Annotated in this window: 18 protein-coding genes and 1 pseudogene; 11 read left to right on the forward strand and 8 right to left on the reverse strand. The window is 64.6% G+C overall.

The window, feature by feature from the left end:
- Positions 1-8: 8 nt before the first annotated feature.
- From G6N51_RS29030 to G6N51_RS04200, 4 genes and pseudogenes are all read right to left on the reverse strand, one after another.
- Positions 9-1,526, reverse strand: a pseudogene (locus G6N51_RS29030) (long-chain-fatty-acid--CoA ligase); the annotation flags it as partial.
- A gap of 7 nt (positions 1,527-1,533) precedes the next feature.
- Complete coding sequence (locus tag G6N51_RS04190; protein WP_083170564.1) at positions 1,534-2,631, reverse strand: acyl-CoA dehydrogenase family protein; 1,098 nt, start codon at positions 2,629-2,631, stop codon at positions 1,534-1,536.
- A gap of 1 nt (position 2,632) precedes the next feature.
- The gene (locus G6N51_RS04195; protein ID WP_083170566.1) at positions 2,633-3,862 is read right to left on the reverse strand and encodes an acyl-CoA dehydrogenase; all 1,230 of its coding nucleotides are present in this window, start codon (positions 3,860-3,862) and stop codon (positions 2,633-2,635) included.
- Positions 3,863-3,881: 19 nt separating this feature from the next.
- A complete protein-coding gene (locus G6N51_RS04200; RefSeq protein ID WP_083170569.1) occupies positions 3,882-4,778 on the reverse strand; it encodes an enoyl-CoA hydratase in 897 nt (298 codons plus the stop codon).
- A 308-nt stretch (positions 4,779-5,086) separates the two neighbouring features.
- On the opposite strand from G6N51_RS04200, the gene G6N51_RS04205 reads away from it, so the two are divergent.
- Genes G6N51_RS04205 through G6N51_RS04230 form a run of 6 tightly spaced genes read left to right on the forward strand, consistent with a single transcriptional unit; the run spans position 5,087 to position 12,266 of the window.
- Positions 5,087-6,196, forward strand: a complete 1,110-nt coding sequence (locus tag G6N51_RS04205; protein ID WP_083170571.1) for an LLM class flavin-dependent oxidoreductase — start codon at positions 5,087-5,089, stop codon at positions 6,194-6,196.
- A 29-nt stretch (positions 6,197-6,225) separates the two neighbouring features.
- On the forward strand, positions 6,226-8,763 hold the full coding sequence (locus G6N51_RS04210; protein WP_083170575.1) for an FAD-binding oxidoreductase: 2,538 nt from the start codon (positions 6,226-6,228) through the stop codon (positions 8,761-8,763).
- 13 nt (positions 8,764-8,776) lie between these two features.
- Positions 8,777-9,832, forward strand: a complete 1,056-nt coding sequence (locus tag G6N51_RS04215) for an alpha/beta fold hydrolase (protein WP_083170578.1) — start codon at positions 8,777-8,779, stop codon at positions 9,830-9,832.
- A 19-nt stretch (positions 9,833-9,851) separates the two neighbouring features.
- Positions 9,852-10,370 carry a flavin reductase family protein gene (locus G6N51_RS04220; protein WP_083170581.1) on the forward strand — a complete coding sequence of 173 codons (519 nt, stop codon included), beginning with the start codon at positions 9,852-9,854 and terminating at the stop codon, positions 10,368-10,370.
- Positions 10,367-11,458, forward strand: a complete 1,092-nt coding sequence (locus G6N51_RS04225; RefSeq protein WP_083170584.1) for a 3,4-dihydroxy-2-butanone-4-phosphate synthase — start codon at positions 10,367-10,369, stop codon at positions 11,456-11,458. The genes G6N51_RS04220 and G6N51_RS04225 overlap by 4 nt, the downstream gene beginning before the upstream one ends.
- Positions 11,459-11,495: 37 nt before the next feature.
- Positions 11,496-12,266, forward strand: a complete 771-nt coding sequence (locus G6N51_RS04230) for a glucose 1-dehydrogenase (RefSeq protein WP_083170587.1) — start codon at positions 11,496-11,498, stop codon at positions 12,264-12,266.
- Between the two features lie 15 nt (positions 12,267-12,281).
- On the opposite strand, the gene G6N51_RS04235 is transcribed toward G6N51_RS04230, so the two are convergent.
- Together G6N51_RS04235 and G6N51_RS04240 are read right to left on the reverse strand one after the other, a co-directional pair.
- Entirely contained in the window at positions 12,282-13,313 is a 1,032-nt protein-coding gene (locus G6N51_RS04235) for an alpha/beta fold hydrolase (RefSeq protein ID WP_083171010.1), read from the reverse strand.
- A 159-nt stretch (positions 13,314-13,472) separates the two neighbouring features.
- Entirely contained in the window at positions 13,473-14,234 is a 762-nt protein-coding gene (locus G6N51_RS04240) for an SDR family NAD(P)-dependent oxidoreductase (protein ID WP_083170589.1), read from the reverse strand.
- Between the two features lie 194 nt (positions 14,235-14,428).
- Between G6N51_RS04240 and G6N51_RS04245 the strand changes: the two genes are divergently transcribed.
- Together G6N51_RS04245 and G6N51_RS04250 are read left to right on the forward strand one after the other, a co-directional pair.
- Entirely contained in the window at positions 14,429-15,346 is a 918-nt protein-coding gene (locus G6N51_RS04245) for an AraC family transcriptional regulator (protein ID WP_083170592.1), read from the forward strand.
- Between the two features lie 72 nt (positions 15,347-15,418).
- Positions 15,419-16,798 (forward strand): FAD-dependent oxidoreductase, encoded by a 1,380-nt coding sequence (locus tag G6N51_RS04250; protein WP_232078192.1) that lies wholly within the window; start codon positions 15,419-15,421, stop codon positions 16,796-16,798.
- Between the two features lie 68 nt (positions 16,799-16,866).
- Here the strand turns inward: G6N51_RS04250 and G6N51_RS04255 are convergent, their stop codons facing one another.
- Positions 16,867-18,078 (reverse strand): TetR/AcrR family transcriptional regulator, encoded by a 1,212-nt coding sequence (locus G6N51_RS04255; protein ID WP_083170599.1) that lies wholly within the window; start codon positions 18,076-18,078, stop codon positions 16,867-16,869.
- 55 nt (positions 18,079-18,133) lie between these two features.
- Entirely contained in the window at positions 18,134-18,526 is a 393-nt protein-coding gene (locus tag G6N51_RS04260; protein ID WP_083170602.1) for a nuclear transport factor 2 family protein, read from the reverse strand.
- Positions 18,527-19,386: 860 nt separating this feature from the next.
- On the opposite strand from G6N51_RS04260, the gene G6N51_RS04265 reads away from it, so the two are divergent.
- The 3 genes from G6N51_RS04265 to G6N51_RS04275 are packed head-to-tail and all read left to right on the forward strand — an operon-like array spanning position 19,387 to position 22,415.
- The gene (locus G6N51_RS04265) at positions 19,387-20,160 is read left to right on the forward strand and encodes an MlaE family ABC transporter permease (RefSeq protein WP_142274903.1); all 774 of its coding nucleotides are present in this window, start codon (positions 19,387-19,389) and stop codon (positions 20,158-20,160) included.
- 55 nt (positions 20,161-20,215) lie between these two features.
- On the forward strand, positions 20,216-21,025 hold the full coding sequence (locus G6N51_RS04270) for an ABC transporter permease (RefSeq protein WP_083170605.1): 810 nt from the start codon (positions 20,216-20,218) through the stop codon (positions 21,023-21,025).
- A 4-nt stretch (positions 21,026-21,029) separates the two neighbouring features.
- Positions 21,030-22,415 carry an MCE family protein gene (locus G6N51_RS04275; protein ID WP_083170608.1) on the forward strand — a complete coding sequence of 462 codons (1,386 nt, stop codon included), beginning with the start codon at positions 21,030-21,032 and terminating at the stop codon, positions 22,413-22,415.
- Positions 22,416-22,427: the final 12 nt, after the last annotated feature.

Raw genomic sequence — 22,427 nt, forward strand, 5'->3', positions numbered from 1 at the left:
CTGTACCGTTGACGCAGAATGGTTTTGAGCACCTTGCCATTGGCATTGCGCGGCAACACATCAACGATCACGACACGATCAGGACGTTTGTAGTGCGCCAGATGCGCACGGCAGTGCGTCTCGACCTCGGCGTCGGTCGGCGGATCATTCGGATCGCGCGGCACGATCACCGCCATCGGAGTCTCGCCCCACTTCGGGTGGGGCACTCCGACAATCGCAACCTCGGCGACTTTGGGGTGGGCGGCCAGAACGTTCTCCAGTTCGGCGCTGTAGATGTTCTCTCCACCCGAGATGATCATGTCCTTCTTCCGGTCGACGACATAAATGTAGCCGTCACCGTCCTGCCTGACGAGATCACCGGAGTGAAACCAGCCGCCCCGAAAGGCCTCTGCGGTCTCCGCGGGCTTGTCCCAGTATTCCTTCATGATCAGCGGCCCGAGATACACGATCTCGCCGATCTCGCCCTGGGGGACGTCGTTCATCTCGTCATCAACGATGCGGACGTCGACGTTGAGCATCGGGGTGCCTACCGAACCGATCTTGCGGATGGCGTCTTCACCGCGAAGCATGCAGGTGATAGGGCTGCACTCGGTCTGCCCGAACGCGGCGATGATCTCGGCCATTGGGAAGGTGTCGATCATGTTGCGCAGCAACGCCGTCGATGCCGGCGCCGCGCCCCACCAGACGCGGCGCAGTCCGCTGAGATCCCACGAGCGCAGGTCTGGCATGGCGCAGACCAGTTGCCATTGCGCGGGTGTCATCCAGCAGGATGTGACGTGCTGCTCGGTGATCGTGGCCAACGTGGCCGCCGGATCGAAGCCGCCCGATGGGGGAATGACGACCCTCCCTCCGACGAGGAATGTCGGTAGCATCCCGGAGACGCCCGCGACGTGGAATAGCGGCGCGAGCGCCAACCAGCAGTCGTCGTCATGTCGATGACCGAGTGTGGCGATCACGCTGAGTGCGTGCAGGTACAGATTGCGGTGCGTGATCACCGCGCCCTTCGGGAAGCCCGTGGTCCCGGACGTGTACATGATGAACGCGGGCGCCTCGTCCGCGACGGTGACGTCGACCGCGCGACCGGCAGCGGCGGTCCGGATTCCATCCAAGTCGCCGCCGATCGTGAGGACCGCTTGCACCGATGGCGCCTTCGTGCGCGCCTGCACCACAGCGGGCGCACACGCCAGATCCGCGACCACGACGCTCGAACCACTATCTGCCAGCACATACGCAATCTCGTCCGAGACCAGCCGGAAATTGACGGGCACCGCGATTGCACCCAGACGCAGCGCGGCGAACCAGACCTCAACGAGGTCAAGGCTGTTCAGTCCGACCACGGCGACCCGATCGCCCATGCCAATTCCCCTCGCGGACAACGCGTTCGCCAGCCGCGTCACCCGATCGTCCAACTCCGCGAAAGTGCACCGCCGATACGGATCGACGAACGCGACGTTGCCGGGCCGCACCCGGGCGTGCCGAGCCAGAACGTCGCTGAGCGTGATACCCGTACCGGGCGAAGTGCCCATCGCTGACCTACAGGCCTGCGCGGTCGGCAAGCAGTGCCCGGTTTTGGGCGCTGCTACCGAACAGCGCCTCGGTGGTCTTGGCCCGGCGGAAATACAAATGCAAGTCGTGTTCCCACGTGAAGGCGATACCGCCGTGGACCTGGATAGCGGAGCCGGCGCACAGCACGAACGTGTCCGCCGCCTGCGCCTTCACCAAAGGCGCGGTGATGCGCAGGTCATCCCCGTTAGCGGCGCTCATCGCGGCGAACATCACGGCTGCGAGCGTCGCGTCGATCTCGATCATCATCTCGGCGCAGGCGTGCTTGACCGCCTGGAACGAACCGATCGGTCGATCGAATTGCCGTCGGGTCCTTGCATATTCGACTGCCAGCGCAAGGCAGGCCTCGGCACCGCCGAGCATCTCGGCCGCGAGCAGCAACCGGGCCACATCGAGTAGCCGCTCGACCTCGTCGGGCGAACCTGCGGTCAACGGCTCTGCCGGGGCTTGAGACAGCCGCACCTTGGCGACGGGACGGGTGATGTCGAACGAAGGCAGCCGGACAACCGTCACGCCGGGGGCGTCGGCCGCCACAACGTGGCAGACGACGGTGCCGTCGGCCACCGCAGGGATCACGAACAAGTCAGCGACGTGTCCGTGCAACACGGGGGTGCACTCCCCGGTGAGGACGACACGGCCGCCACGCCGGTCGGCCCGGACCGGTGTCGTAGCCGGGTCCGCATCGTGAGGGCCGGCGGCCGCAAACGCTCCGATCCGTTCACCCGAGAGCAGGCCGGTGAGCAGGCCCTTGCGCTGCTCTTCGTCGCCCATGCGCAGGATCGCATCGATCGCAAACATGGTCGCCGCGAAGGGAACCGGGGTGAGCGCCCGGCCGAGCTCACCGAATGCAATGGCGGTTTCGACGAGCGTGGCGCCCGCCCCACCGTACTCCGGCGGGGCGTGTAGCGCGGGGAGCTCGAGTTCGCCGCACAGCCGTTGCCACAGCCGGCGGTCGTGGCCGTCGGCGGCGGCCACCTCACGTACCCGACCGGGCGGCGCCTGGTCGTGCAGGAAACCGCGCAGCGATGCGCGAAAGGCGTCTTGTTCGATGCTGTATCGGAAATCCATCTCAGCCCACCGCCTGGGGTCGCGGCTCCTTGGGGAGCCCGAGCAATTGCTCGCCGATCACATTGCGCTGGATCTGCGAGCTGCCCGCGTAAATAGTCGCGGCACGCGCATAGAGCAGCTCGTCGGTCCAGCACGCGGCCGAGTTAGGCGTGCCCGGTTCCGGGACGATCAGCGCTTCACCGTTGCCTGGGCCCTCCGGGCTCAGCACTTCGAGCCCGAGGATCTCGGCGGCGAGCTCGGTGTATCGCTGGAAGTACTCACTCCAGACGACCTTGCTGATCGCGGCATCGGCGCCGGGCCGCTGCCCGTTGACCAACAAGGTCAGGCCGCGGTAGCCCTGGTAACGCATGATCTGGACGCGCGAATAACACCACGCCAACGCATCGCGGATGCGGGGGTCGCGCTGCAATCCGCGCTCGCGGGCGAGCTCGCACAGCCTGTCGAGCTCTCGCCCGAAGTTGATCGCGGCCGTCGTGACCTGTGAGGCGCGCTCGAATCCGAGCAGTGTCATCGCCACCACCCATCCATCACCGACCCGACCGACCACATTGGCGGCCGGCGTGCGGGCATCGGTCAGGAACACCTCGCTGAACGAGGCGTGCCCGGCCGCGTTGACGATAGGCCGCACCACCAAGCCCGGCTGGTCCATCGGCACCAGCAGCACCGACAGGCTCGCGTGCTTGAGCCCATCCGGGTCGGTGCGCGCCAACACGAAGATCCAGTTCGCGCATGCCCCCGCCGACGTCCAGATTTTCTGTCCGTTGAGCACCCACTGGTCGCCATCGAGCACCGCTTTGGTCCGAACGGATGCCAGGTCCGAGCCCGCCTCGGGCTCGGAGAAACCCTGGCACCAGCGATCCTCACCGGACAGAATGCGGGGCAGGAAATATTTCTTCTGCTCCTCGGAGCCCAGCGCGATCAGCGTGTTGCCCAGCAGCTGGATGCCCAGCAGGTCGTTCTCCAACCCCTCCGGCGCGCCCGCACGGGCAACCTCCTCGTCAAGCACCACCTGCTCGATCGCGGAGAGACCGGCGCCGCCGTACTCTTTCGGCCAGGACACCGCTACCAGGCCGCGCTCGGCAAGGGCCTGGCGCCACCGGTGCGCGCTGGCCCGTCGCTCGTCGGGCGGCAACGCCCCACCGCCGGACCAATCGGGCGGGAGGTACTCGGCGAGAAACGCGCGGATCTGCTCGCGGAACGCCTCCGCTTCCGGCGGGTAGACGACATCCACGGTGATTTCCCTCCGGAGTTCAGGGGCGCTGCTTGGCCGCGGGCAGGATCTCGGGGGCCAGGCGCCAGTCCTCCAGACCGTTGTCGACCGTGCCGTAGGACAGCTTTCCTCCGGTCACCTCCGCCCAATGCGCGTGATTGAGCTGGTGGATGGAAAAGCAGGCATCGAGCGCCGCGGACAAGCCCATAGCGTCGACGGACTGGTTCACCGACTCCTTGATGAACAGCGCCGTGACCGTCGGCAACTTGGCGATACGGCGGGCGAAATCGATTGTGCAATCTGATAACTCGTCGTTAGGGAAGACCTTGCTCACCATCCCGATGGCGTGCGCGTTGTGGGCGTCAAGCGAGTCGCCGGTGAGCAAGAGCTCCTTTGCCTTACGCGGACCGAACTCCCATGGATGACCGAAGTACTCCACCCCGCACATCCCGAGCCGCGTCCCGACGACATCGGCGAAAACGGTGTCCTCGGCCGCAACGATGAGATCGCAACACCAAGCCAGCATCAGGCCGGCCGACAACACCGTGCCGTGGACCTCGGCAATGGTGATCTTCCGGAGATTGCGCCACCGTTTGGTGTTCTCGAAGAAGTAGTGCCACTCCTGCCGATGCCGTGACTCCACCCCGCCGCGCGTTCCGCCGTTGCACCGATATGTGGGGTGCTGGTCCGGGCCCGGTGAGCGCTCGCGGACGTCGTCGGTCGAGCCGAGGTCGTGCCCCGCGGAGAACGACGGCCCCGCCCCCCGCAGGATCACCACGCGGACCGCATCGTCTACTTCGGCGAGCGCGAAAGCGGAGCCCAGCTCAACAAGCATCCCGCGGTTCTGCGCATTCCGTTGTTTCGGGCGGTCGAGCGTGATGACGGCGATCCGGCCTTGGTCGACGACCTCGTATTGGATGTAGTCGAAATCCTGCACGGAATGCTCCTTTCGAGGAGTGGACGGGGCCGCGCGGACATGTCGACGGCAGTGTCCTCGCGCGGTTCGGCCTGTCGTCGCCGCCCCAACTGCGCGTGGCCGGGCTGACGTCGGTGAGGCTACGCGTCCTAGAACAAAATGTCCATTAGCGATACGCAGACTGGAAACTATGTGAAACGTAAATTCCCATGACAAATGCGTCTTGCGCGCAATGATGTATCTTGCTAGTACTGTGTTGTAGGTTGCAATCAAGAGATCGCCGAGTGCCGTCTCGGGCTGGGTTCGGTCACTACTGAGGAAGGTTGAAGATGGAGATCGGGATTTTTCTCATGCCGGCGCATCCGCCCGAGCGAAACCTCTACGACGCGACGCAGTGGGACCTCGAGATCATCGAGCTTGCCGACCAGCTGGGCTACGTGGAGGCCTGGGTCGGGGAGCACTTCACCGTGCCATGGGAGCCGATCTGTGCGCCCGATCTGCTGTTGGCGCAGGCGCTGCTGCGCACGAAGTCGATCAAGCTGGCTCCCGGAGCGCATCTGCTGCCGTACCACCACCCGGTGGAACTCGCCCACCGAGTGGCCTACTTCGACCACCTGGCCCAGGGCCGCTACATGCTGGGCGTCGGTGCCAGTGGTATCCCGGGCGACTGGGCGCTGTTCGATGTCGACGGACAAAACGGCGAGCACCGCGAGATGACGCGCGAAGCCCTCGAGATCATGCTGCGTGTCTGGACCGAAGACGGCCCCTGGGAACATCGGGGAAAGTACTGGAACGCCAACGGCATTGCACCGATGTTCGAGGGTTTGATGAAACGCCACATCAAGCCTTTCCAGAAGCCCCACCCGCCCATCGGCGTCACGGGGTTTTCCGCCGGATCGGAGACACTCAAGCTCGCCGGCGAGCGCGGCTACCTGCCCATGAGCCTGGACCTCAACACCGAGTACGTGGCGACGCACTGGGACGCGGTGCTGGAAGGCGCCGCGCGCAGCGGGCGCACGCCGGATCGCCGCGACTGGCGACTGGTGCGTGAGGTCGTCGTCGCCGAAACTGACGAGAAGGCATTCCGGTACGCGGTCGACGGCATCATCGGACGCAACATGCGCGAGTACGTCCTGCCGACCTTCCGCATGTTCGGCATGACCAAGTTCTACAAACACAGCCCCGCGGTGCCCGACGCAGACGTGACACCGGAATACCTCGCCGAGAAAACGTTCGTGGTCGGCTCCGTCGAGACGGTGGTCGACAAGCTGGAGGCGACCTATGACCAGGTCGGCGGATTCGGGCATCTGCTGATCCTCGGGTTCGACTACAGCGACAATCCCGGCCCGTGGAAGGAGTCCATGCGGCTGCTCGCAGAGGAGGTCATGCCCAGGCTCAACGCGCGCCTCGCGAAGAAACCGGCAATCGCGACCGTCTAGCCGTCGGCAACCGATCGAAGGGGCACCCCATGGAGGCTCGTCAGGTAGCGGTCCGGTATTCGGACGGAACGTCTAAGACGATGCCGGTGCAGCCAGACCAGTCGATCCTGGAGGCCGCCGAGGAACACGGCGTCGCCATCGTCAGCGAATGCCAAAGCGGCATCTGCGGCACCTGTGTCGCCACCTGCGCGTCCGGAGAGTACGAGATGGGGCGCACCGAGGGTCTGTCCGAGGTCGAGCGCGACGCGCGAAAGATCCTGACGTGCCAGACGTTCGCGAAATCGGATTGCCTCATCGAGCTTCAATACCCCGCCGACGACAATGCGGCGCGGCTGGTCACCGGGCACGGAGTGGTGACCGCGGTGGATCGGGTGTCGTCGACCACCGCGATTCTGCGAGTGGATGTTTCGGCCATGTCCGACCCCGTCGTCTACCAGGCCGGACAGTTCGCGCAGTTGCAGGTGCCCGGTACCGACGCCTGGCGCAACTACTCCTACGCGCATCCCGCCGACGGCCGGGACGAACTGGAGTTCATCATCAGGTTGCTGCCCCGCGGCGTGATGTCGGACTATCTGCGCGATCTCGCAAAGCCCGGTGACCGCATTGCGTTGCGGTGCAGCAAGGGCGGCTTCTACCTGCGCCCGGTTGTGCGACCGGTGGTCCTGGTGGCCGGCGGCACCGGTCTGTCGGCGATCTTGGCGATGGCCGAGAGCCTGGAAGCCGATGTCGCACAGCCGGTCCAGCTGCTGTACGGGGTGACCGCCGTCGATGATCTGTGCAAGCTGGACGAACTCAGGGCGCTGGCACGGCGAGTCCCGAACCTGCGGGTACACCTGATCGTCTCGCGTCCGGACGCGAACTGGGACGGGCCGGTCGGACTTGTCACAGATCTGCTGAACGAAGACATGCTCGGCGCCGGCGACGCCGACGTCTATCTGTGCGGTCCGGCCGCGATGGTGGAAGCCACCCGCAACTGGCTGGCCCGCAACGGCATTCATCGTATCGGCCTGTACTACGAGAAGTTCGTGCCAAGCGGTACGGTGCGTCGCCGTACGCCGCCGCGAGTGGAGTACGCGGACCTGGATCTGGCCGGCGTGCGCCGCAGCGGCCGCGGTACGGCCGTGGTCATCGGCGGCAGTATCGCCGGAATCGCCGCGGCCAAGGTATGCAGCGAGTCCTTTGAGCGGGTGATCGTGCTGGAGAAGGACAGCCCCCATTCTCGCCGCGAGGGCAGACCGGGCGCGGCGCAGGGCTGGCATCTGCATCATCTGCTTACCGCGGGACAGATCGAGCTGGAGCGCATCTTCCCCGGCATCGTAGACGACATGGTGCGCGAGGGGGCGTTCAAGGTCGACATGGCCGCCCAGTACCGCATCCGCCTAGGCGGCACCTGGAAGAAGCCCGGTACCAGTGACATTCAAATCGTCTGCGCCGGAAGGCCGCTGCTCGAGTGGTGCGTGCGACGACGGCTGGACGACGAACCGCGCATCAGCTACCGCTACGAGTCCGAGGTGGCCGACCTCGTCTATGACCGCGACACCAACACCGTTGTGGGCGTCGCCGTAGACCGTGACGGTCAATTGGAGGCCGTACCCGCCGAATTCGTTGTCGACGCCTCGGGAAAGAACACCCGTGTACCGGAGTTCCTGGAACGCATCGGAATCGGAGCACCCGAGGTCGAACAGGACATCATCAACTGCTTTTACTCCACCATGCAGCACCGCGTCCCGCCCGAACGGCAGTGGAAGGACAAGGTGATGGTGATCTGCTACGCCTACCGGCCGTACGAGGACACCTACGCCGCGCAGTACTACACCGATAACTCGCGCACCATCCTGTCCACCTCCCTGGTCGCCTACAACTGCTACTCGCCACCGCGTACCGCGCGCGAGTTCCGCGAATTCGCCGATCTCATGCCCTCATCCGTGGTCGGGGAGAACATCGACGGGCTGGAGCCGGCGTCACCGATCTACAACTTCCGTTATCCCAACATGCTTCGGCTGCGCTACGAGAAGAAGCGCAACCTCCCACGCGCACTGCTGGCCGTCGGCGACGCGTATACCAGCGCCGATCCTGTGTCCGGACTGGGGATGAGTTTGGCCCTCAAGGAAGTTCGCGAATTGGGCCTCATGCTGGCGAAGTACGGTCCCGGACATCGCGATCTACCGCGCCGCTACTACCGCAAGATCAGCCGCCTGGCCGATACGGCCTGGTTCGTGATCCGTGAGCAAAACTTGCGCTTCGACTGGATCAAGGACGTGGATTCCAAGCGCCCGTTCTATTTCCGCGCCCTGACCTGGTACATGGACCGCGTCATCGAGTTGGTCCACGACGACCTGGACACCTACCGCGAGTTTCTGGCGGTCGTCCACCTGGTCAAGCCGCCGTCGGCGCTGATGAGGCCGAAGGTTGCCGGACGGGTGATCGGCAAGTGGGCGCGCACCAGGGTATCTGGGCGCAAGACGCTCATCGCCCGCAACTACGAGAATCGCGAAGTACCCTCTGCCGACCATCTTGTCCAAACCGAAAAGATTCCGGTCGGTTTGGCGGGAACCCATATCCTCTAGGAGAGCGGTTGAGATGCCACAGACTCATCGGATGCTGAACTGCCGGGGCACTCGGATCCACGCCGTCGAGGATGGCGAGGGACCGTTGGTGGTGTTGATCCACGGGTTTCCGGAGTCCTGGTACTCGTGGCGTCACCAAATTCCCGCGCTGGCCGCCGCCGGCTACCGCGTGGTGGCCATAGACCAGCGCGGCTACGGGCGGTCGTCCAAGTACCGGGTGCAGTCGGCCTACCGGATCAGGGAAATGGTCGGCGACGTCCTCGGAGTCATCGACGCCTACGGCGAGAAGACGGCCGTCGTCGTCGGCCACGACTGGGGCGCGCCAGTGGCCTGGACCTTCGCGTGGCTGCACCCGGACAGGTGCGCGGGCGTGGTGGGCGTCAGCGTGCCCTTCGCCGGCCGCGGTGTGATCGCGCTGCCGGGCAGTCCCTTCGGCGAGCGCCGTCCCAACGACTATCACCGGGAAATCGCCGGCGAAGGCAAGGTTTGGTACCAGGATTACTTCGCCGCGCAGGACGAAATCATCGCCGAGATCGAGGAGGACCTGCGCGGCTGGCTGCTGGGTCTGACGTACACGGTTTCCGGGGAAGGCATGATCGCGGCTACCAACGCGGCCGAGGCGGCGGGTGTCGATCTGGCATCCCTGGACCCGCTCGATGTGATCCGTGCGGGTCCGTTGTGCATGCCCGAGGGAGCAAGGCTCAAGGACGCTTTCGCCTATCCGGAGACGATGCCGGACTGGTTCACCGAAGCCGATCTCGGTTTCTATACCGGCGAATTCGAGCGCTCTGGCTTCGGAGGACCGCTGAGCTTCTATCACAACATCGACAATGACTGGCAGGACCTGGCCGACCAGGCCGGCAGGCCGCTCACCCCGCCCGCACTGTTCATCGGCGGACAGTACGACGTCGGCACCGCCTGGGGAGCCGAAGCCATCGAGCGCGCGGGCGAAGTGATGCCGAACTACTGTGGCACTCACCTGGTTTCCGATGTCGGTCACTGGATCCAGCAGGAAGAACCGAAGGAAACCAACCGGCTGGTGCTCGATTTCTTGCACGGGCTGCGTTAGCGGGTAGGTCGCGAACGGTATGGAACTAGTCACCTCGCAATGCGTCGACGACACCGAATTGCGCCGGGTGTTCGGCTGTTTCCCGTCCGGGGTCATAGCCGTTTGCGCGATGGTCGACGGCGAACCGGTCGGGATGGCCGCAAGCTCGTTCACCACGGTCTCGCTCACGCCGCCGCTGGTGTCGATCTGCATCCAGAACAGCTCGGCGACCTGGCCGACGCTGAGGGGCCGCGCCGCGCTCGGGGTGAGCGTGCTGGCCGAGGACCACACCGGGGCATGCCGGAGTCTCTCGCGCAAGGACGGCGACCGCTTCGCTGGAGTGAGCTGGATTCAGCGGTCCAGTGGGAGCGTCTTCGTCCACGGCGCCAGCGCGTGGCTGGATTGCCGCCTGCACGCCGAGGTCCCGGCGGGCGACCACACCATCGTCCTGTTGGAGATCTGCGCGTTGCGCGCGGACCCCGACACACCGCCACTTGTATTCCACGGCAGTCGGTTCCATCGCCTCGCGGCGGTGGCGGCAACGAAGGAGCAGACATGAAAACCACCGACGTCCGGGTGCGGCGCGCGATCGCGGCGGTGGCGGCAGGCCACCCGGTCGTGCTCACCGACGACACCGCGCCCGACACCGACGGCCATCTGGTCTTCGCCGCCGACGGGGCCACCCCGAAGTTGCTCGCGTTCACCATCCGACACACCTCGGGTTATGTCCGTGTCGCGTTGCCGGGCGACGAGTGCGAGCGGCTGAACCTACCGCCGATGTGCCACACCAACGGCGCCGAGTTCGGTACCGCCGCGCATCGCGTGTCCGTCGACTACCACGGGCCGGGCACGGGGATCTCAGCGACCGACCGCGCCCGGACAATCGCGGCACTCGCGTCGGCGGATTCCGCGGCTTCGGATTTCCTTCGTCCGGGACATGTGGTTCCCGCGCATGCTCGATCCGGGGGAGTGTTAGAGCGGCAGGGGCCGATCGAGGCGGCGATCGACTTGGTTCGCCTCGCGGGGCGGCGACCTGCGGCGGCACTGTGCGAGATCGTGTCCCTCGACCGTCCCACCGCAATGGCGCGCCGCCGGGAGTTGTTCGAGTTCGCCGTCGCACACGCGCTGCCCATCGTTTCGATCGGTGAACTTGTCGCGTATCGGCGGCGGACCGAGCCCCAGGTAGTCCGTCTTGCAGAGACGATCCTGCCGCTAAGCGGCGGCGATTCCCGGGTGATCGGTTTCCGCGACGTACGTGCGGCCGGCCCCGGCGGCGAGCACTTGGCCGTCATCATCGGCACGGTCGGCCCCGGTATGCCCGTGCCCTTGCACGTCCACGTCGAGTGCCTCACCGGCGACGTGTTCGGCTCTGCGGCCTGCCGCTGCGGCGGGGAACTCGACAGCGCGCTGAGCACGATGGCGGCGCAGGGCGGTGGCGTGATCGTCTACCTGCGCCCCGCCGGCTCGCTGCGCGCATGTGGTCTCCCGGAAAGCGACTCCCCGGCAACGGATCTCACCTCGGAGACCGTCGCGTGGATATTGCGTGATCTGGGCGTGTACACCATCCGGCTGTCAGAGGAAACGCCGGGCTTCGGCATGGTGATGTTCGGGGGGATACGCGAATACGGTCTGCGCGCGGCAGGTTGAGAAATAGCATGACCCAACATGATGGCGAGGTGAGTCGATGACCCATCGAGACCTGGCCGACAAGGCGGCGATCGTGACCGGCGCCGGGGCCGGGATCGGGCTGGCGATCGCGGAAAGACTCGCCACCGAGGGCTGTCGGGTGCTCTGCGCGGACATTGACGGTGGCGCCGCCGACGCCGCCGCGGCGAAAATCGGTGGCGGCGCGGTCGGCCACCGGGTCGACGTGGGCGACGAGCAGCAGGTTATCGGCATGGTCGAGGCATGCGTCAACGCATTCGGCGGCGTAGACAAGCTTGTTGCCAACGCGGGCATCGTCCATTTCGCCCCGCTCACCGACACCGCGGCATCGGATTTCGACCGCGTGATCGGGGTCAACCTGCGCGGTGCATGGCTGTGCACCAAACATGCGGCGCCCAAGATGATCGAGCGGGGTGGGGGAGCCATCGTCAACATGTCATCGTTGGCCGGCCTCGTTGGGGCTGGCGGCACCGCAGCCTATGGAATGTCCAAGGCGGGTGTCATCCACCTCAGCCGGGTCACCGCCGCCGAGCTGCGGTCAGCAGGCGTGCGATCCAACGCGGTGTTGCCCGCCTTCGTCGACACGCCGATGCAACAGACCGCGATGACGGTGTTCGACCAGGCGCTCGGGGAGGGGGGTGCGAACACCATGATCGATCGACTGCAAGGCCGCATGGCCGGACCGGCGGAGATCGCGAGCGTGGTGGCATTCCTGCTGTCAGACGACGCCTCGATGGTCAACGGAACCGCGCAGCTCGTCGACGGCGGGACCGTCGCCGCTCTCTGGTGAGCCACTGCGGGCTCGTCACCGCAACTGGCCCAGGAAGTCCAGCAGCAGCCGGTTGGTCTCGGCGGGGTTCTCCTGCTGGATCCAGTGGCCCGCACCGGGAATGATGTGACTTCCCCGGTAATCAGCCATCTTCTCGTCGGCGCGTGCGATCGCCTCGGCGCCCCAGATCGTCGCCACGTCGTACTCGCCGCCGATGAACATCGCCGGCGGCGTCAGCTTCTGATGCTCGACGTCTGCAAGCACCTCCCAGCCGGCATCGACGTTGTGGTAGAACGCCAGACCGCCGGAAAAGCCCGCGCGTTCGAACTCGTTGACGTAGAAGTCCAGATCGTTTTCGGTGAACCACTCGGGCATGGCATCCGGCCAGACGAATGCATCGTCAAGCCTGGCTCCGTCCGCCATGCACAACGGCCCAAAGCGCAGTGCCTCGATCGGATCCGTCGGCAGGGGGCCGGCGGCCAGCGCGGCGGCCGCCGCCTGGCCCGACACCGTATACGTCAGTCCGAGGAACCACTTTCGAAGGTCTTCTTCGATCTCGTTGATGATCCCGTCCTGTTCGGAGAAGTAATCTTGGTAGAACGTCCTGCCCGGGCCGGCGAGTTCGATGTGGTAGTCACGCGGACGCATCTCGCCGAAAGGGCAACCGGGCAATCCGATCAGCCCGCGTCCCGCGAACGGAACGCTGAGCCCGACCACCCCTCGGCACCGCTGCGGGTGCAGCCAGGCGAATGTCCATCCAACCGGGGCGCCCCAGTCGTGCCCGACCACGACGGCCTGTTCCTCGCCGTACGCATCGATCAACGCTTCGACGTCGGCAACGACTTCGTCGATGCGGTATGCGCTGTTGACCCTGAACTTCGACGACCTTCCGAATCCCCGCTGGTCGATCGCGACCGCCTTATAGCCCGCGTTCGCCAGCGCCGGAATCTGATGACGCCAGGAATACCAGGACTCCGGAAACCCGTGCAGGAGAATGACCAATGGTCCCGATCCCTGCTCGACGACATGGATGCGCGCGCCGCCGCAATCGACGTTCTTGTGAATCATTGTCACGCTCATTTCTCTGAGGCGGGGGATGGATTCGGTATCGGTAATCGCAAAGGCGTTGCCGTAGAATGTCTTTGCTGATGTTCCCCGATGCAGCTCGGGGAACTCTTCGGTGGGCAAGGTCGGCCAGAGACCCTTCGGTGGCGCGCTCCGGCATGGCTACTGAGCCACCAGTCCGCCGTCGACGAGCAGCGAATGCCCGGTCACGAAGCTCGACTCGTCCGAGCCCAGCCACAGTGCGGAACGGGCCACTTCTTCGGATGTCGCAATGCGGCCGAGCGGAGTCTGCCGCCCCAGCGATTCACGGAGCGCCGGGTTTTCGTTGGTGATCGTATCGAGCATCGGTGTGTCGACCAGGTGCGGGCACAGGGCGTTGACCCTGATGCCATCGGGTGCGACGTTCATGGCGGTCGACTTAACCAGGCCCACGACCGCATGCTTGCTCGCGACGTACGCGGGTAGCCCGGCGGGTCCGATCACCCCGGCCGCCGACGCCGTGGCGACGATGACGCCGCGCCGTCGCTCGATCATTCGCGGCAAGACCGCCCGGATGGTTCTCCAGGTGCCGGTGATGTTGATATCGAGGATCTTGGTGAACTCGTCTTCGGAATAGGTCCACACGTCTCCGAGGGTCCCGAGGACACCGGCGTTGGCGAACGCGACGTCGATCGCCCCGAGCAAGTCGGATCCGCGATTGACGAGTTTCTCGACCTCGGCAGTGTTCGAGACGTCGCATCGTGCGTGATAGGCCGCTGCCCCTTCGGACCTCAACTCGGCGGCCGTGTCGGCCAGCCGATCGTGCCGAATGTCGCCGAGGATCAGCCGGGCGCCTTCGCGGGCAGCGGCGCAGGCGATGGCGCGGCCGATGCCGGAGGCCGCCCCGGTCACCAACACCGTCTTGCCGAGATATCGCTCGTTCACGATCGCCGTCCTGGTCGATAATCTTGAAACAGCCTCTCTGACAATATCTTTGAGTGGATGTCGGTGTATATGTGATAGCAAGGACGTACAACATCATGCGCAAGTAAATCCCACGCCGGCCGAAGGTCAGCCTAAGATCGCGAATACCTTGCGATTCCCGGTAAGACCTGGTTCGGCGGATCTACACTCTGTACATGACGGAGCAGTTCGGTGCTGCGGCGGCGCCCAAGGGACTAAAGAACGTGGATGCCACGGGGGTCGATCGCCGGGTTCCTGCCAAGTGCGTGCTGGCCACCCGCGACGGCGAGCTGCCGGGGGCGGACTTGCGTGTCTACCAATTTCATTCGCTTCAGACCCAGGTTCCCCCGTTGCGAGATGTCGCGGTCATAGCCTGGCACACCCACGCACAGATCGCGCTGCGATGCGGCACCATTCGCAGCAGGACACAGATGACCCCCGGGGACTTCTCCATCCTCCGGCCCGGCTATGAGTCGGCCTGGCAATGGAGCAGGTCGTTCCAGGCGACCGTGCTGTATCTCCACGAGCGCCGGCTGACCGAGTTCGCCGCGGAGGTCTTCGACCACCACGTCGACAGGGTTGCGATTCGCGAAACGTTCCAGGTCCAGGACCCGGTCATCCAACACGGAATCGCGACGCTGGCAGCGGAGCTGCGCCAAGACGCCTTCGGAGGTGCGCTCTACAGGGAGGCGCTGCTGACGCAGCTGTGCGTGCACATGCTCCGATACCACGCCGAAACACGGCTGCGGGCACCCAGATGCCCCGGAGCGTTGAGCGCAGTACAGGCTCGCCAAGTCGCCGAGTATATCGACGGCAATCTCGCGGCGGACCTGTCCTTGCACTCACTCGCCCGAATCGCGGGAATGAGCGTGTACCACTTCGCACGGCTATTCAAGAAACGCTTCGGTGTTCCACCGCATGCATACGTTCGGCAGCGGCGCCTCGAGCGGGCGCATCAGCTCATCCTGCACAGTGACATGGCGCTCAAGGAAGTCGTTGGTGCGACCGGCTTCTGCGACCAGAGCCACATGACCAAGTCGTTGAAGCGCGCATTCGACATGACACCCGCGGAGCTGCGCAACGTTTCCCGCTGAGCGCAAGTCTGTACCAAGAACGGCGCAAGGTGAGCCAAGACGCCACACCGCCACGGTTCGCACACTTCGATCATGACTGGGAAAGACTTGGTTCGCTACGGCGGCTTTGGCGGACGGCGCGCCATAGTCATCGGCGCCAGCACCACCGGCATGGCCGCATCCGCGGTTGCCGCAAGGCATTTCGACTCCGTGATCAGCATCGACCGGGACCGCCTGCCGAATGAACCGCAATGGCGAAAGGGCGTGCCTCAGTCGCACCACGGCCACATCCTCCTGCGAGGCGGGCAAAACGTTTTCAACCACTATTTCCCGGGACTGACCACCGACTTGCTCGCCAAGGGCTCGGTGGAAGTCGATATGGCGAACGATATCTGCTGGTACCACTCCGGGGGATGGAAGAGACGCTTCGACAGCGGGTTGACGATGCTGTGCCAAACCCGCGGTTTCCTCGAGCATTACATCCGCCGGCGGTTGATGCAGGTGCCTAATGTGACGATGCTGCAGAACACCAAGGTGCAGGGCTACAGCGTCCATGGCGGTCGCATAACGGGCGTGGAGCTCGCCGACGGGACGCCCTTGGAGGCGGACCTGGTCATCGACGCGAGCGGGCGCAACTCCGACACCCCGCGGCACCTGGGCTCCCTCGGATTCGAACCTCCCGAAGTCAGCGAGCTCAAGGTCGATATCGGCTATTCCACCACCCTGTTCACGCCCCCCGAAGGTCCCCGCGACTGGAAAGCCATGTTGATCCACTCCCGACCGCCTGCCACCCGGACCGCGGCACTGCTGCCTACCGAAGGTAACCGTTGGATCGTTACCTTGCTCGGCTGGCAGGGCGACTACGCGGGGGCAGACATCGAAAGCTTCCTCGACTGGACGAGAGGCTTGCCCGTCCCCGACCTGTACGAGGTCCTGCGCGAGGCGACCTGCGTGGAAGAGGTCCATCGCTGGCGATTTCCGGCGAATCTGCGTCGCCACTATGACAAGCTGACGACGGCACCCGAGGGCTTGGTCGTCGTCGGCGATGCCAACACTTCGCTGAATCCGCTTTATGCGCAGGGCATGTCACACGGCGCCGTCGGAGCGAGCATTCTGGACAGGTGTCTGAGCGACCAACGACTAGCTGTCGGCGCCGGCCGAATCGATGGACTGTCCAAGCGATTCCATCGTGCATACAGCCGATTCCTCGACGAGTGCTGGTTTACGTCGACCGTGGAGGACTATGGTGCGGTTTCCGCCAATGGGGGCGGGCGGCTGGTATCGAAACTTGCCAGCTGGTACCTGGGAAAGGTCACCGAAACCACCTGGCGCGATGTGGGTGTCGCTCGGGAGTTCATCGACGTGATGCACCTACAGCGCGCGCCGATGACCCTGATGCGACCGTCGGTCATCATGAAAGCGCTGCTATCGAACCCCTCATCCGCTCACCAATCCCGGCCGGTGCGCGCGTAATTGCCGCCCATTGTCGGGTTGCCGTCCCGGATAGTCGCTACAACGGCTGAGCCAGAGGACAACTGAAGCTAGTCCGCTCCGATCGATTCGGAGCGGCTCGTCAGGATCGAAAGCGCAATGGCGGTGATCTCATCCGCGACGCCCGTGTATCGCGTGAGGTGCCAGGTGCGGACGACGTCATCCACGAAGCTGTCCACGGCCGCGACGAGCAGCCGGGCCTCTGCGACGGTGGTTTCGGGCACCAACTTGCGCATGAGATCGGTCCACACGGCCTCGCGGTCGGCCTGGTTTCTCAGGTAGGTCTCGCGGACCTCGCTGGAGGCATGGGACAGCTCGGTCACCGAAACAGCAACGAGATCGGGACCGTCCAGGCTGATTCGGACGCGGCCTTCGACAAGCCCGTGTAAACGCTCGGCCGCAGTCTGTTTCGTGCGAAGTGCGCGGATGCATTCGAGGCTTCGCCACTCGTCGAGACGCCGAATGAGCGCATCGAGAATGGCCTGTTTCGAGGAGAACGAGCGGTACAGACCCGGGCCGGCGATTCCCACTCCCTTGCCGATTTCGCTGGTGCTGACCGCCGGATACCCTTTCGCACGGAACAAGCGTGCGCCCGCGGCAAGCAGGGTCTCATACCGGGAGAATCTTGCAGCCTCGTCGTCCAGCGGCTCGTCAAGTGGTTCCAAGGTGCGAGTGGGAGGTGTCCGTGCCGCGGCCATGCACGCTCGGTACAAAAGATCTTTCAGTTCATCGCCCGGCAGGCTCAGATTGTGTCTGCCCAGGCTGGTCAGAGTGCTGGATACCGCCCAGGCCCGCAGCTCCGAGTGCTGCGGGCTCAGGCCAGGCGCCTCCAGGAGGACGCTGTCGCGGATGCCGGCGACGATCGCGTTGATGCGGCGCCGAACCTCCGCTCGGTCGCCATCATTGAGGTAACGGGCCTCGCGCTGCCACAACACCGTCAAGGCCCGAGATGCGACGGCCGCGGCGATCAGGTCCGGCAGATCGACGCTCAGCTGCCGAGGTGTCGGCTCCGCCTCTCCATCGGTGAGACGACGAGCGCTTTGGTACTGCTCCTGGCCGGTTCGGATCGCTTCGGCCAGCAACGCCTGCTTGTTGTCGTAGTGACGATACAAGGCACGCGCGGTGACTCCTGCCGCCTCGGCGATGTCCTCCAACTTGACCGAATGGAAGCCACGGTCGATGAAGAGCCCAACGGCCTGCTCCAGGATCTGCTTCTTTCGGTCCTTTGGCCGGCGCTTAACGGGCGTGACGACGGGCTCCATCGACTCCAACCCCCTTCTCGCGCATCGGATCCACAAATCCTGCCAGAAGCATTGCCTACAGCTCTATCCCGCTCTGGCGCTCGAAGTCCGCAAGGTCGAAGTAGTCGCTGAAACGCGTGATCTTGCCATTCTTGACCTCAAACACGCCGGTCACCGGCAGCGCGACTTTGCGACCGTCGTTCATCGTGAAGTAGTCGACGCGCTCGACGAGCACCCGGGCGGGCTCGGCAACCAGTGTGACGATATCGAGCCGGACATCCGAGAACGCGTCCAGAAACGCCCGGAACATCGCGCGGATGCCGGAAATGCCCGTGATCGGGTCGACGGGCACGTTGTGGTAGACCGCGTCGTCGGCAAAGGCGCTGCAGATGGTTTCGAGGCTGCGCCCCCGCCAGGAGCCGAGAAAGCCGCGGACGAGCTTCTCGCTGGCTTCCTTGGTATCGATCATGCGAATGGCTCCTCCGGTGTCACTGCGCGGATGTGGTCGCATGTGACACATCGGGGTACCCCGCCGCACGCCACCCACAGCCATCCATATCATCGTACTAGCAAGATACATTAGTTTGCTTATGCGGGACATTACATCGTTATTTGCTGAGTTGATCCCCCTCGCCTAGGCGTATCGTTCATAGACATATGGCCCTCCGGGCTGCCCAATCGCAGAAGCGCATGCGCCCAAACCTGTCCGGAATCTGGGTCGCCCCGATGAAGGTCCGACGTGGGTCATGGTCGGCCGCGAAATCTGCGTCGCGTCCGGTATTGCGTGATGACACCGGCGCATTGTTCGCCCGGGACGCCTAAGGCATCGGCTGCCGCTCGCCTCCGATGAGGTGCCCGGCCGGCGAAGTGCGCAGGGCGCGAGATGCGGTCAAGCCGCGCGCCGGAGTCAGCACTCAGATTGCGACTTGCAACACAGTACTATCAAGATACTTCAGTAGCCACAAGTGGCTGTTTGCTTCGTATTTTACGAATACGTCAGTAGATGATGTGCGTATTGTCTATGGACATCTGGCCGCTGGGCCGCGTACGCTCGCGGTATCACTCGTCCACTTCGACCTGTCCTGGGGGGTCAGCGTGAGCAACTCCACCCAACGACACGTCATCGATTCCACGTGGTGCGCGGCGCAGTCGTTTTCGGTGGGCGGGTGTCTTTCCGACGGCAGCACGGTTAAAGAAGCCGTGCTCGATCATGCGGCCGACCGGCCGTACCCATCTGCGAGTGCGGGCGAGTCGGGGCATCCTCGCCGCGGCGCCGCGCCCAGGCATACCGGGGTGCGCCGACCTGGCGAGCGGGCTTTGGGGGCAGACATGCTGATGCTGGCGTATCCGGCCACCATGCCGGTGCGCGCGATTGGCGGCTTCTTCGCGATGACACTGGACACCTTTGTGTCCATGTTCCGGCCGCCTTTCGCCTGGCGCGAATACCTTTTTCAGTGCTGGTTCGTGGCGCGGGTGTCGACGCTGCCCGGGGTTTTGATGACGATCCCCTGGGCGGTTATTTCGGGGTTCCTGTTCAACGTCTTGCTGACCGATATCGGTGCCGCGGATTTTTCCGGAACGGGTTGCGCGATCTTCACCGTGGATCAGAGCGCCCCGATAGTCACGGTCTTGGTGGTCGCGGGCGCGGGCGCCACCGCCATGTGTGCCGACCTGGGTGCGCGCACCATCCGCGAGGAACTCGACGCGCTGCGGGTAATGGGCATCAATCCGATCCAAGCGCTGGCGGTTCCTCGCGTGTTGGCGGCCACTACGGTGTCGCTGGCATTGAGTTCGGTGGTGATCGCGACAGGTCTTGTCGGAGCGTTCTTCTGCTCCGTATTTCTCATGCATGTCTCGGCGGGTGCGTGGGTGACGGGTCTCACCACGCTGACCCACGTGGTCGACGTCATCATCGCGATGATCAAGGCGACTTTATTCGGGCTGATGGCAGGACTCATTGCCTGCTACAAGGGCATGTCGGTAGGCGGCGGCCCGGCCGGCGTCGGCAGGGCGGTTAACGAAACCGTGGTGTTCGCGTTCGTCGTGTTGTTCCTGATCAACATCATCGTCACCGCCGTCGGTGTCCCGTTCATGGTGTCATGAGGTGAACCCCATGACGGTTAGCATTGCGAGCAAACCCCATCCGCGGATGCAGCGAATGACGAAACGTTTTGCGGGCGAATGGAATCGGATGGGATCGCAGATGCGGTTCTATGTCACCACGGTAACTGGGATTCCCGACGCAGTCATGCGCTACCGCGGCGAATTGCTGCGGGTGATCGCGCAAATGGGGTTGGGGGCCGGGACTCTCGCGGTCATCGGCGGAACGGTCGTGATCGTCGGGTTCTTGGCGATGACCACCGGCGCAATCGTGGCGGTACAGGGCTACAACCAGTTCGCTTCTGTGGGAGTAGAGGCATTAACGGGCTTCGCGTCGGCCTTCTTCAACACTCGGGAAATTCAGCCAGGAACGGTAATGGTGGCGCTGGCGGCCACCATTGGGGCCGGCGCCACAGCTCAGCTGGGCGCGATGCGGATCAACGAAGAGATCGACGCTCTCGAGGTGATCGGAATTCGGAGTGTGAGCTACCTGGCGAGCACCCGAGTGCTGGCCGGGGTGGTGGTGGCCATCCCGCTGTTCTGTGTCGGGCTCATGACGGCTTATCTGGCCGCTCGCGCCGGCACCACCGCGGTCTATGGCCAGGGGGCCGGCGTCTACGACCATTACTTCAACACGTTCCTGCGTCCGACCGATGTGCTGTGGTCTTCGCTTGAAGTGGTGGTGGTCGCGCTCATGATCATGCTGGTGTGCACCTATTACGGGTACACCGCGCACGGCGGGCCGGCCGGGGTGGGTGAGGCTGTAGGACGCGCCGTGCGCGCCTCGATGGTGGTCGCGTCGATCGCGATCGTCATCATGACACTGGCGATCTATGGCCAGTCCCCGAACTTTCACCTGGCGAGCTAGCGACATGAAGCAGGGGCCACAGGGACACCGGCTCCACGATGCATGGTGGACGTTGATCCTGTTCGCGGCGATCGGTGTGTCTGTCCTCGTGACGGCGGTGTCCTTCAATGGCACCCTTCACTCCTATGTGCCGGTGACACTGACTTCCGACCGCTCCGGGCTAGTGATGGACACCGGCGCCAAGGTCATGCTGCGCGGTGTGCCGGTTGGCCGGGTCAGCCAGATCGGCAACGACAAGAGTGGGGCCCGCCTCAAACTGGAGCTCGAACCCGATCAGATCCGTTATATCCCGGCCAATGTGGAGGCACAGATCAGTGCCACTACCGCGTTCGGAGCCAAGTTCGTCGACCTGGTAATGCCGCAGAACCCCAGCCGCGCTCGGCTGGCCGCTGGGGCGGTATTGCGTTCGAAGAATGTCAGCACGGAGATCAACACGGTTTTCCAAAACGTCGTCGACCTGCTCGACAAGATCGATCCGGTGAAGCTCAACGCGGTGCTGACGGCGGTGGCCGAGGGCGTGCGCGGAAAAGGTGAACAGATCGGCAAGGCGACCACCGACCTCAACCAGGTGTTGGAGGCACTGAACTCACGTAGCGACACCATCCGCCAGGATTGGCGTTCCCTGAAGAACTTCAGCGACACCTATGACGGGGCCGCCCAGGACATCGTGACCATCCTGAATGCCGCCAGCACCACCAGTACTACCGTCGTCAATCATTCAAAAGAGTTGGATGCCTTGCTGCTCAACGTAATCGGCTTGTCAAACGCGGGAACCAACCTGCTCGGACACAGCAGAGACGATCTCGTCGCATCGGTCAACATCCTGGAGCCGACCACCAATCTGCTACTGAGGTACAGCCCCGAATACACCTGTTTTTTGCAGGGCGCCAAATGGTATCTCGACCACGGGGGCTATTCGGCGTGGGGCGGCGCGGATGGCCGGACATTGCAGCTCGACGTGGCGCTGTTGTTGGGCAACGACCCCTATGTCTATCCCGACAACCTGCCGATCGTCGCGGCCAAGGGCGGCCCCGGCGGAAAGCCTGGGTGTGGGTCACTACCGGATGCCACAAAGAACTTCCCGGTGCGGGAGCTCGTCACCGACACCGGATGGGGAACCGGCCTCGACATCCGGCCCAACCCCGGCATCGGCCACCCCTGCTGGGCTGACTACTTCCCGGTGACCCGCGCCGTGCCCCGACCACCGTCGGTGCGTCAGTGCATCCCCGGGCCGGCGATCGGGCCCAGCCCCGGGGGACCGCCGTACGGGGCGGCACTGTACGGGCCCGGGGGAGTGCCGTTGTGGCCGGGAGTACCGCCGGCCACACCCGCGCCAGCACCACCGGAACCCGTTCCGCCCCAAGCGGAAACGGGTCCACCACCGCCGTGACGGCCGAAGATC

This window comes from Mycobacterium paraseoulense, from assembly GCF_010731655.1.
In the GTDB taxonomy this organism is placed as follows: domain Bacteria; phylum Actinomycetota; class Actinomycetes; order Mycobacteriales; family Mycobacteriaceae; genus Mycobacterium; species Mycobacterium paraseoulense.